Raw genomic sequence first — 11,566 nt, 5'->3', positions numbered from 1 at the left:
TTCTGGTCGGGAAGAAAGGGTGGGGATTCGGTTCTTTGCGGAAGGTCTCCGTGATGTTGCTATCGCCGCGGAATGGGTATTTCGAAATGTGTTTTGCGAATCGTCAATCAATGACTGTCAACGGGGTTGAACTTACTTGAGGGACAGTTGACGGGTGATTGTCGGTGGCGCTTCTTGCCGCGTCAGCGAGAGTGGGAGAATTATCGACCGGCCATCGGCGAGGGGCCCGGCTCGACGGTCCCCTGAACGGACGAATGCGGTATCTACGCAGCGTGCGAGGTATTCACGACCGATTCGACGGAATCTTGCTCAGCATCGCGGCACCGTTGGTAGCCGTCTGCCACCAGGCGACAATGAAGGCTGTGGCGAAAAAACAGACCGCGAACGAAATGATCGCTGCCTGCTGGAGTCGCTCGGCCATCGAAACGATCGAAGCGTCGTCATCTGCCACTGCCCACCGACTCGCGTCTCCGATTGCTGCCATGATCTTGCCTCCGTTGGCCAGCAACAGGGCGAACGCCCCGCCCACCAGCCAATCGGAGAACACGCTGATGCGATGCCGCTGCGCGCTGGCCGCGGTGTCGGCGACTGACGCCGCCAGGTACTTCATGGATGCCTCAACCGGATTGCTTTGAAGTTGCCCGGCTGTTGGGAGGTCTTTCGCCGGCGCTTGGCCCGGAAGTCCGATCAGAAAGCCGATCAATGCGCCGACGGATCCTGCGGCCAGTTCGATGGCCACCCAACTTCCGAAGGTCACCCAGTCCCGTCCCGTCGCAATGAAGGTGGCAATGACACCGGCCACGATCAGTGTGATGACTCCTGTTCTGGCACCTTTCATATCGCTTCACGTCCTCTCTTGACCAGCTTCACAATTCGACGTTTCGCCAGGAAACGCGCGACTTTCAGCGCGGCCCGTGCCTTGAGGTCTGGATTGAGTTCCGTACGCGCTATCGCGACAATCTGGTCGAGCACGGCATCGGCGGTGCGCTCCCCGTCTTCGTTGTCCCACATCCGGGCCAGCAGCTTCTCGTGATTCATGGTGAGGACCTCCGCAACACCATCGCTCACCTGGGAGGCCCCGGGAATGATGTCGTTGTGGTCTGCCTGCCGTCCCGTCGCAACGGCAGAACTCGATGACAGTTCGTCGCGGACGATCTCAGCCGCAAGTGCCCTTTTGAACCGAATCACCTCGTCGTTCGGAACTTCGTTGGAACACAGATGATCGGCGATGAGTTCAGCGCAATCCAAACGACCCCAAAGCCAATCGTGCTTGACACCTTTGGCGGTCGCGAATGCACCGAAGTGACCCCACAGTGAGCCGTAGAGTTTGTGCTCCGGCCACATTGACGGGTCGCCCGAGTCGGCGAACCGCAACTGCAGCCCCTCGTTGGGTGGCACGCTCGGCGTCAGGTGGATGTAGTTGAAGGAGGGCGTGTCATACTGCTGGCCACCCCAGTTCATGCAACAGTAGATCACCTCTACCGCCAGTACTGTGTTGCGCAGTACTTGCTCGCCGCCACCAGTGATCACCGTCAGTTCCCTGAATACGAAGCCCATCATCTCCGACAGGCGCGGCGAGCAGCCCTCATAGAACTCGGTCAAGGCTAGTATCTGTTGCGGACGAACAACTTCCGATGCACCGATGATGGTTACGCGACGCTGCCGCTCAGATTCCAGCTGCTGGACTGAGATCTGGGCGTTACGTACCGCCGCGATGGCAGGTTCGAGAGTCGCGGGCTCATCGAGACCCATCGCACGTTCGCTGAGGGCGCGGCCGATCCATCGCAATACTCTGTCCGCTGTCGGAACTCCCCACTCCCAGCCCGACTCGGGTTGCCAGGTGAACCGCGACGGAATTCCCGGCGGACCAGCAGGCGTGTCAGGTACCGGCAACCCCGGCGCCATCACCTGTTCTCGCGTCGACCGAGAATCGAGGAACCGGATCATCGCCTCATATCGCGAACGCCGGTACGAAGTGAACATCGCCCTGCCCGCCGCAATGATCCGCGTCGAGGAGGCCCCGTTGAAGAAGACTTCGCCGAGCAGCGTATGCGGCTGTGAAGAAATGAAGTTCATCGATTCGAACGTCTTGGACAGCAGTTCGTAATCGATCCTTTGGTCCGGTTCACTCAGCGCCGAGTACACGCCGGCCAACGTGCGAAACATGCCCGGAAGGGGACCCGGCCCTTGCTCAATCGTGCTGGCGGAATCCGTCGAGGGCGTCACGTAGACCACAACGCGCTCCTGCGCACCACTGATGGGTGTACGCATGAGTTCCTCGAGCAATGGCTCGAATGGCGCATTGTCGAGTACGCCTCCGTCAATCAGCCACCGCGCGGGCCCGCCCTCGCCACCGCGGCGCTGCTCCATCAGGTCGCCGGTCTCCAGTACCGGCTCGAAGGCTCCGGGAAACGAGGACGTCGCCCGCATCGCGGTCGCAACACAGTCGACATCGGCGAAGTCGCCGGCGTCCTGCTGCGATGGGCCTTTCCGAAAGCGGTACACCCGCCGACTGTCCCGGGTAGGGACAGACCTTCCCGTGGCCAGGCGGATGGCTCGGGCAGGGGAATCCAATGCGGTTGCAGTAACCAGCAACGTGCACCCTTCGGCATCGGTAGGTGTTGCGCCCGAAGCGATTGTCTCGAGCGTCTCGGTTATCTGGCTCAGCACCTTGGCTCCGTCAAGCACACTGTTGAGGGTGCTTGCGCCATCACTTGCCGGTTCACGCACCAGCGCGCCCAATCGCAGAGAACCTACCTGTTCCCACACGCTTCGCATGTTCGGTACCTCTGCCCCGCTGGCGATGGCGGCGGCGAGCATCGCGCCGTTGAGGCCTCCAGCGCTGGTACCCGCGATGAGATCGATCGCGATCCGGCGGCTGACGTGTTCACTGTCGACCAGTTCCGACCATGCTGCCGATGCTCCAGTCGCGCCGCGCGACGCCACGCGAAGCCGGTTGATTTCGTGAACCACGCCACCAATCCATACTGCGAGGCTCACACCGCCATTGAGAACGAGCGCAATTCGTAGTTCTTTGGTTGGCATCTGCATTCCTCTGATGTGTCGGCCGACGTGTTGAAGGACAGTAGCCCCGACTTCGAGTGTTGAGTGACAGATCGCTTTACCGGTTGGTTTTCGTGATCTGACCGATGCGAAGTGATTTCACCGGGAAGCGTCCGTCGGCTGGTGTGGGCGACAAGGACACCGAACCGGCTCAGCAGATCCGACCAGTGCCGACGTAGAACGTGCCGAAGTTCGCCGACTGGTTGTAGGAGAGGTATATGAACTGGCTCTGACCCAGGCCATACGTGATGCCTGGGTTCCCGCATCGAGTCCCCACGGTCCAGTAAGCCTGGACCCGGTAGTAGCCGGCCGCTGCCGTGTAGTTGGTGAACACGCCGCAGCCACTCGCGTTGGTCCCGCCCGCGCGCCAGTTCTGCCACGCCGAGCCGTTCCACTTCTGTAGCGTCACAGACTGACTCGCATAGGGGTAGTTGTTGTAGTACTTGGCGCAGAAGCTGATCGGCGAAGCTGCCTGGGCCTGCGGCGCGGTTGCGATGCCGGCTCCGAGCGCAGCCGTCAGGCCTGCAATCAGGGCTACTGCTCGGACTCTCAGATGTGATGTCATGTCGATTCCTTTGCCGGAGTTCGGAACTGGGATGTACTACGCGGACACGTCGTCGCGTGACCTGATTGTGGTCACCGAAACGACTCGGCGACAGGCATTTCGGTGTTGATTTACGTATTCCATCGATCGATGAACCCCGAACTGGGGACACCCACGTGTGCGGTGGACGGACGAACGCGCCGGTCAGGAGGTCGCGTCTGTTCGCATCGCGAACGATGTCCCACGATCGTGGGTCGGCCGATCAGCGCACACCATGGCGCTACTGTCGCAGGGTGAGTGAGGTATGTCGTATCGCGCCGGAGGAGGTGAGGATTGCCCAGTGCCGGGAGTGACTGCACGACGTAGATCACGTTGAACCGAGCCGTGTTCGCCCTTGCGGATGCTGATGCACAGGCGGCGGTGTGAGTCGCTACGAGTTGATCGAGGGGACTACAAGTGTGGACCACATTTCGCTCACCCTACGGCTCCCAGTTGTCCCCGAGCACTGCGGCGATCAGGGACGGCTTTCGTCGTCTCCAGCTCCACAGCGGGTGATAGTTCACTACAGACGCGGCGGAAGGTGGAGCCGGAACCCCGCAATGGTGGGTCGTCCGGCTCTCGCGCTTTTCGAGGCCCCCGCCGTCACCCCATCAGTTCCCCTCAAGCTGCCCCGGCACCTCCCACCTGGCGCCCGTAGCCACCGCCGGTACCCAACCGTCGCTGTGCGCCCGTGACCTCGACACGGTTCTCCGCTTGCGCTCCTCACCTGCTCGACCGACGGGTCGACCGGCGACCGGCGACCGGCAAGCGGCGGAAGGGGGCGATCGTCCGACGGATGGGCGCGGGCTGTGGTAAGTGACCTCGATACGGCCCTCGTACCTCCCACTCGGCCTGCGGCATTCACCCCGCTACCCGCACCTGTCCGTCGTCGGCGACTTCGACGCGGCGACTCGCGCCGTCACCGCTGCGATGCAGGATCGAGGCAGCCACGCCCCGACCCGGCGGTGGGATTCGGATGAACACCTCGCCGTCGTCGGCGTCGTCGAGCACCTCAGTGGCGATCTGTGAAATCGCCTCTGCGACAGACACAGCGAATACGTCCGACACGTCGTCACGATCGCGGCCGGAGTCGTCGATGAGCACCACGTCGACGCCGCGGACGCGTGCTCGATAGACCGGCTCGTCGAGGTGGAGTTCGGTCATCAGGGGTGCGCGCATCCGGTCACGTAGATGTGCTTCGAGCACTTCGCAATCCAGTCGTTGGGCGTCGGCGAGCGGTGCTCCGGTCGCGATCAGTTCCAGCAGCGGTCGGGCGGTCGCGTCAAGGTAATGCACCTGGTGGGCACGCTCGTCGGCGGCCGCGGATTCCGCGGCGGCCTTCCCGAGGTCGTCGGTGATCTGCTCACGTAGTGAAAAGACCTCGCGCGCAGTCGAACGCAGCGTGAATGACAGCAGCACACCGATCACCAGCGGCCCGATCTCGAAGACGAGCATCAACGCCGCACCGGTCGGCGACTGCCCGGTCCGCGTGCCCCACCACGCATACACACACGCCATGGCGGCGAGCCCGCACCACGGCAGCACCCGGCGGCCCCGCAGGATGACGAACACATACACCCCGATCACCGCGCTGTGCGACACCGTGACGGCGTTGCCCTTACTCGTCGGTGTCTCCAGCAGGACCAGCGCGTTGGCCAGCGGCCCCGCGGCGACCGTCATGCAGGCGGCGCACAGGGGCATCGGATCACCGGGGATGACGACCACCGCGATCGCCATCGCCGAGATCAGCAGCCCACCGATCAGCGGTGGTACGAGCCAGGTGAACTCGTGCCGGGAGGCCACGAGCGGCACCCAGATCGCCACCAGGTATCCGACGAGCACAAGCCAGACGCCCCAGCGCTTCATGCCGAGGACATCACGGATGTCATACCCTCGCGCGGTCATCGTCGTACATCCACGGGGACGGCGGTGCGTGTCCAGACGATGTCGACGGTGGTGCCCCGCCCACGCTCGGAGGCCACGTGCGCCGCTCCCCCATCCACCCGGTGCATCCGGCCGAGGATGCTGGCGGCGATACCGAATCGCGAGGGCGGCACCTGGCTCGGGTCGAAGCCGACGCCGTCGTCGCGCACCTGCACCCGGCACCCGTCGTCGTCGGTGATGACGGTGACCGTGACGGCCGCATTCGCACCGGCGTGGCGTTGCACATTGCGCAGTGCCTCGGCGGTGGCCGCCGCCATCGCGGTGATCGCATGCTCCGGGCAGGTGGCGTTCTCGTCGTCGACGCGTGCGGTGACCACCACGGTGGGGTCGACGATCGCGACGGCGGCGCGGATGTGAGTCAGTGCGACGGGCACGGTGATCTGTCGTGACGGGACGTGCCCGCCGGCCTCGTCGATGGCGGCGAGGGCGGCGTCGGCGCTGCGGGCCAGGTCGGGTGATTGGTCGCGGCGGGCGGCCAACAGCAGTGTCGCCATCACGGTGTCGTGGGTGAGGGCGTTGAATCGGTCGCGTTCCGCGGAACGCGCCTGACTGGCCGCGGTGGCCGCGGCGGTCTCGTAGGCCTTTGCGCGAGTCGCATCGAGGGTGTGTGCCGCGCGGATCGCCATCACCTCCGCCGAGAGGAAGATCAGGCTGAAGCCGATACCCCAGGCGATCGACGCGATCACCGGGCTGCGTAGCTCCTCGAGTCGGGTGAGGTGACTGATCGTTCCGACACCGACGCCGACCACGATCAGCACCGCGTACGCGGCGGCCGGACGCAGCGCCAACCCGGCGGCGAGCACGGCGAGTCCGGGAAAGTGCACCAGCCACAGGCCGCGGGGGATGTCGAGAGGCACACCGTTCCAGGCGAAGCCGAAGGTCGCCAACGCAAACAGGTAGCCCGCCATGGGAATTGCGGCGATCATCCGGAGCCGGCGGGTGTCGCCACGCCAACTGAGCGGACCCATCAGGATGCCGGCGCCGAGGGTGGATGCGGCGCAGATCACCGTCCACCACGTCGCCATGTACTCCCGTGATGCGAGGATCGTCGGGAACAGCAGGATGCTGTAGACGAGGTAGCCGAGCGCGAGGTACTGCGGGATCAGTCGGAGGATGCGGACCCCGGCCTGTCGGTCCGCTGTGCCGACCGCGTGCTCGACCGCCGACATCGCGTTCATCGTCGGCCTGTCACCGGGCGGCGTGTCACGGTCTGCCCGTCAGCGTCACCGTCGGCGGCGGCGTGGGATGGGTACCCATCCATCCTCGATGGCGCGTTTGAGCAGTTCGGGTTTGGTGCGTGCGGGGCGGCCGGCCTCGGCGTAGCGGGCCCGGATGCGGTTGACGTATTCGGTGACCGTCTCCGGTGAGAGATTCAGTTCCTCGCCGACACGCGCGGTCGACTCCCCTGCTGCGTACAGCTCCAGGACGCGACGCTGCCGTGGCGACAGGCTGACGAACTTGTGGTCGGAGTCGATCGCCGACGCCCAGTCGATGCCGGCGACGGTGTTGCCGGCCAGCGCGTGCCGGATACCGTCGACGAGGTCCTTCTCCCGGACGTTCTTGCGGATGACGCCGAGTACGCCCTCGCTCGCGGCCTGCCGGATGAGGAAGGGCTCGTCGCCGGAGGTGTAGATGAGGATCGGCAGGCCCGCGGCGTGCAGGGCGGAGATGTTGGACGCCGGGGTGCTGCCGTCACCGAGGCGCAGATCGAGCAGCACGAGGTCGAGGGCGGTGGTCTCGGCGAGTAGTGCCGTGACGGTGTCGGCGCCGGCGGTGAACTCGAGGTCGGGGCAGTCGTCGAAGGTCGCGCGCAGACCGCGGACGATCTGGTCGTGATCGTCGACGACGCCGATGCGTCGCGGCGTGTCGGCCGGTGGGGGCGCGTCGGACGGTGCACGCTCGTCGGGCATAGGGGTCATCTTGTCCGATTGGGCGGGTTTGTGCGGGTGGTTTGGGCAGGTCAGTTGGGTTCCGAAGATCGTGTTGCGGATCGCCGACGCCGCCCGGTCACGGACCCGTCGACGGCGCCGCAACCCACGTGACACTTCCGCCGAAATATTCCAGCCAATCACGTAGCCCCATTCCAGGGGGCATAATTATCGTAACTAATAATAATGCCGCTCCGCTATAGGATACGAACGCACCCGCAGAAGAAAATTGGATCGGCCAGAGGACCCATAAACCCGGGTCACCATTACCTCCACTAAATAAATCGCACAGCCCGCTCTCAGAGCTCGGATACGAGGCCAAATATATTGTGGCCATTGATATTTAGGATCCACCCGTCGTACCGACGTCACCTCAATTCACTCACCAACCCCTTTCTGACCACGGAAACAGTGCCCCATCTACAAAAACTGGATCTATTCTTCGGCGCCGGACGCGCGTAATGTCCGATTTACTCCTCAGTCGTTGATGACCGGAATACGACGACGGAGATCGCATTTCACGAATGACCAATGGAGCTCATCATGAATATCTCTCACTCTCAGCGATCACGTCTGATCGCAGCAGCGGCAGGCGTCAGCCTCGCTCTCTACACCGGACACGGTCAGGCCAGCGCCGAACCCGAGAGCGGTTCCAGCACCACGGTCGAGGTCGTGACCGAGGCCGTTGACGAAGGAGGTGGCGGCGACGGCCTTGTCGAAGGCGACAGCGGCGTCGGAGACGCCGGGGATATCGCCGATGGCGGCGGCGCAGACGGGAGCAGCACGGGCACCGGCGAGGGCGTGATCCCCGATACAGCGTCGACATCCGCCGAAGGCGACGCCTCGACCACGCCGCAGCCGTCGCAACCGGAGCTGTCAACCGGCGCGGCAGAGGGCAGCGACGACTCCGGTTCCGTCCCCGCAGACACCGGTCAGGTGCCAGAGACTACTGCGCCGTCAGTGACAGCGGGCCCCGAACCAGTCATCACACCGTCGAACGATTCGACTGTTCCAGCGCCTGGCGACAGCGCTCCGGCACCTGCACCTGCACCGACGACAACCGAAGCCACGACGCCTGCAGACGATCCCACAAGCGACGACACCCCGCAGAATGGAGCTTCCGAGACCGCGTCACCGGCCGGCGATCCCTCAGCAACCGGGTCACCCACGGGCGTTGCAGGCCTCATCGGAACTTCTCCGACTCTCGCCGCGGAACCGTCGGCATCTGCATCAAGCGGAACCGATGCTGTCGGCGATGCCGCGTCGTCCACGCTCCAGGCTGCTGCGGTGACACCGACGTCACCGGTGACGGGACTGCTGGCGCTGCTCGGCTTCCCATTGCTCGGGGGCGCGACGCCCGCCGCAGCGGAGACCCCCGCGACATGGACGTTGCTCTGGTGGACGAGGCGTCTGCGTTCGTTCCTCGACAACCAGGCCCCCACCGCCGGGCAACTACCCACCTACACCGTGTCCGACGGCACCGCGACCGGCACGCTCGGATTCACCGACACCGACGGCGACGCCTTGGCCTACACCCTTGAGTCGGGACCCAGCCACGGCCAGGTCGAACTCTTTGACGACGGGACATTTCGCTACACGCCGGACGCCGACTACACGGGTAGTGATTCCTTCACGGTCAGCGCGTCGGACGACACGTCATTCCATCTTCATGGCTTCGCCGGCCTCCTGGCACTCTTCACCGGTGACCACGTGCACGACACCACCACGACCATCTCGATCAACGTTCCGGGGACAACCACTCCCAACACCGTGCCCACCGTCAACGACGGTGTGAACCCAACAGTCGGGGAGCCCGTCGGAACCACCGGGGTGATCATCGGCAGCGTCGCCGGAGTGTTCAGCGACACCGACGCACTCCGCTATTCGGCAACCGGTCCGTGGACAGAGACCACCACACCAGGCACATACACCGCCGAGGACGGCAGCACACTTCTCCTCGATCCGGCGACGGGTGACTTCACGTTCCTGCCATCCCGTGACGCCAGGTTCGACGCCAGCGCACCCGGCACCGGCGACGACGAGCTGATCCGTTCCTTCACCGTCGTGGCCACCGACACTGCGGGGCAATCGGCCTCGGTGAACGTCAGCGTGCCCATCGACCCGATCACCGAGGTCGTGTACTCGACGACAGATCAAGCCTTCCAGGTAGCCCAGTCGCCGGATGGTGTGGTGTATCTCCTCAACATGCGACCCGACGGCAGCTACTACATCGCGGTAGTCGATCGCAACGGTCCGGCGATCCCGGAATCCCTGACCACACGCACCAGTTTCGCAGCACTATCCTTGGCGCCCAACGAGATCGATGTTCCCGGACAGTACATCGGAAGCGGATTCACCTTCAGTCCGGACGGTACCGCCTACCTGGTGACCGGGGAACCGCAGGAAACCGAGTATGACTACTACCTGACGGCTGTGTCCGACAGCGGCACCTCATGGTCCACCCCGCTGCCCGACACGCAGACCGCATTCGGTGACCTGACGTTCGGTCCCGATGGAACTCTCTACTACCAGACTCGCCTGCCGCAGGATCCCGACCACACCATCACGCGCACCACGGTGATCGATTCCGAAACCGGCACGGTGACCGGTCAATTCGACCTCGACAACCTCGCCGGCTGGTGGTACCGCGACGACGGAACGGTCATGGCAATGACCCGCTCACCCATGCCCTACTACTACAGCACGATCTATCAGATCGACCCGTCGAACCCCGTCGTCGGAGCGGGCTACGACCTTCCTCGCGACCCGGACACCGCGCAAGAGGTGCACCAAATCATCGATATTGACGGCACGACGTACATCGTGTCGGTGAACGACAATCTCGGGCACCCCTACTACCGCTACGTCACGACCATCACACCCGCCGGGAACATCAGCAGCGCCGCGCTACCCAACACCTTCGAGCAGGGCTCGCCGATCCTCATCACTTCCAACGGGGTGGCACACGTAGTGGGTGACGATGTGTACGACAGCGACACCGGCACATACACTTTCACGACCTACACTCTCGACCCGGCGACTCTTGCGGTGACATCACAATCGACGCACGCAGGTTCGCCGACCCGTCCGATGGAAGTCGGAACCGACGGCACGACCTATGTACCGGCGGACGACGTCTCATTCCAACCCGGTGGGTATGCCGACTGGACCTACTACGTCGTCGTTCGCCCCGCGGACGATCCGACCAACGCCATCGAGGTGGAGATGCCGGGCTCGGTGACCAGTATGGGGACGGTCGATGGTTACGTCCTCATGCGCTCGGTTCGACAACCCGAAACACCCGATGAAACAATCACTTACTACCTCACCGTGTTTGAAGACGGTTCACTCACCCCGACGTCGGTCGAAGTCGGACCCAACCTCGGCTACCAAATCGGTACCGACGATCCCCGCTATGCGTACTTCGTGTCGCCCACGGCCGACGGTGCAGTTCTCTCGATCGTCGATCCCGAGACCGTCACACCAGTGAGCATCACCGCCACCGGCACACCGCTCGGATTCGCTCTCGATCCGGACGGCAACGGCGCCTACCAGTACGTCATCGCCGATGACGGATCACTCGTCGTCTACGCGTTGCGGCCCAACGCTTCCGGAACGTCGTTCACGCTGCCCGGCCAACCGGGTTCACGGAACGCCGGTGGAGGGGCGACGTACTTCACGACCTATGCGTTTGACGACGACAACAACTTCCTGGGCTCATCGATCGTCTGGCTGGGTTCGGACGGTTCCACCCGAACGCATAGCCTCGACGCGACCACCCTCGACGGTGCCGGAGCAGTCACGACGGCCGATGGCACGTTGGTGATTCTGGCTCAGGTCATCGGCGACGACAGCGTCGATTACGTTGCGTACGCGGTCGATCCCGACGATGGAGACCTGCACCCCATCGCGATTCCCGGTATCCCCACCGGCACCATTAACGTCGAAGGAAACCGAGCATTCATCACCGTATCGGAGGAGGACGAGGACTCCGTAGTCACCACACAGATAGTGGAATTGACGGTGCCACAATCCGTGTGACTAGATG

Annotated in this window: 8 protein-coding genes; 1 reads left to right on the top strand and 7 read right to left on the bottom strand. The window is 63.9% G+C overall.

What is annotated here, in order from left to right:
* Positions 1-283: 283 nt before the first annotated feature.
* From ABLE94_RS00640 to ABLE94_RS00610, 7 genes are all read right to left on the bottom strand, one after another.
* Positions 284-838, bottom strand: a complete 555-nt coding sequence (locus tag ABLE94_RS00640; protein WP_348807743.1) for a hypothetical protein — start codon at positions 836-838, stop codon at positions 284-286.
* Positions 835-3,045 (bottom strand): DUF3376 domain-containing protein, encoded by a 2,211-nt coding sequence (locus ABLE94_RS00635; protein ID WP_348807742.1) that lies wholly within the window; start codon positions 3,043-3,045, stop codon positions 835-837. Before ABLE94_RS00635 ends, ABLE94_RS00640 begins: the two co-directional genes overlap by 4 nt.
* A gap of 169 nt (positions 3,046-3,214) precedes the next feature.
* On the bottom strand, positions 3,215-3,628 hold the full coding sequence (locus ABLE94_RS00630; RefSeq protein WP_348807741.1) for a hypothetical protein: 414 nt from the start codon (positions 3,626-3,628) through the stop codon (positions 3,215-3,217).
* 879 nt (positions 3,629-4,507) lie between these two features.
* Positions 4,508-5,551: a DUF8320 family protein gene (locus ABLE94_RS00625; RefSeq protein WP_348807740.1), complete on the bottom strand. Its 1,044-nt coding sequence runs from the start codon at positions 5,549-5,551 to the stop codon at positions 4,508-4,510.
* Positions 5,548-6,759, bottom strand: a complete 1,212-nt coding sequence (locus tag ABLE94_RS00620) for an ATP-binding protein (protein WP_348807739.1) — start codon at positions 6,757-6,759, stop codon at positions 5,548-5,550. The genes ABLE94_RS00625 and ABLE94_RS00620 overlap by 4 nt, the downstream gene beginning before the upstream one ends.
* 54 nt (positions 6,760-6,813) lie before the next feature.
* Positions 6,814-7,500, bottom strand: coding sequence for a response regulator transcription factor (locus tag ABLE94_RS00615; protein WP_348807738.1), 687 nt, complete (start codon positions 7,498-7,500; stop codon positions 6,814-6,816).
* A 585-nt stretch (positions 7,501-8,085) separates the two neighbouring features.
* Complete coding sequence (locus ABLE94_RS00610) at positions 8,086-8,385, bottom strand: hypothetical protein (protein ID WP_348807737.1); 300 nt, start codon at positions 8,383-8,385, stop codon at positions 8,086-8,088.
* A 420-nt stretch (positions 8,386-8,805) separates the two neighbouring features.
* Here ABLE94_RS00610 and ABLE94_RS00605 point away from each other — a divergent pair, with 420 nt between their 5' ends.
* On the top strand, positions 8,806-11,559 hold the full coding sequence (locus tag ABLE94_RS00605; protein WP_348807736.1) for an Ig-like domain-containing protein: 2,754 nt from the start codon (positions 8,806-8,808) through the stop codon (positions 11,557-11,559).
* Positions 11,560-11,566 lie beyond the last annotated feature (7 nt).

The sequence above is a fragment of the Gordonia sp. VNK1 genome, assembly GCF_040049135.1.
GTDB classification, from domain to species: Bacteria; Actinomycetota; Actinomycetes; order Mycobacteriales; family Mycobacteriaceae; genus Gordonia; species Gordonia oleivorans.
Note: the sequence above shows the minus strand (reverse complement) of the source record. Positions and strands in the feature narration are given on the sequence as shown.

Coding starts and splice junctions, on each gene's coding strand:
- ABLE94_RS00640 (WP_348807743.1), bottom strand. CDS start 838: ATGAAAGGTGCCAGAACAGGAGTCATCACACTGATCGTGGCCGGTGTC.
- ABLE94_RS00635 (WP_348807742.1), bottom strand. CDS start 3,045: ATGCCAACCAAAGAACTACGAATTGCGCTCGTTCTCAATGGCGGTGTG.
- ABLE94_RS00630 (WP_348807741.1), bottom strand. CDS start 3,628: ATGACATCACATCTGAGAGTCCGAGCAGTAGCCCTGATTGCAGGCCTG.
- ABLE94_RS00625 (WP_348807740.1), bottom strand. CDS start 5,551: ATGACCGCGCGAGGGTATGACATCCGTGATGTCCTCGGCATGAAGCGC.
- ABLE94_RS00620 (WP_348807739.1), bottom strand. CDS start 6,759: ATGTCGGCGGTCGAGCACGCGGTCGGCACAGCGGACCGACAGGCCGGG.
- ABLE94_RS00615 (WP_348807738.1), bottom strand. CDS start 7,500: ATGCCCGACGAGCGTGCACCGTCCGACGCGCCCCCACCGGCCGACACG.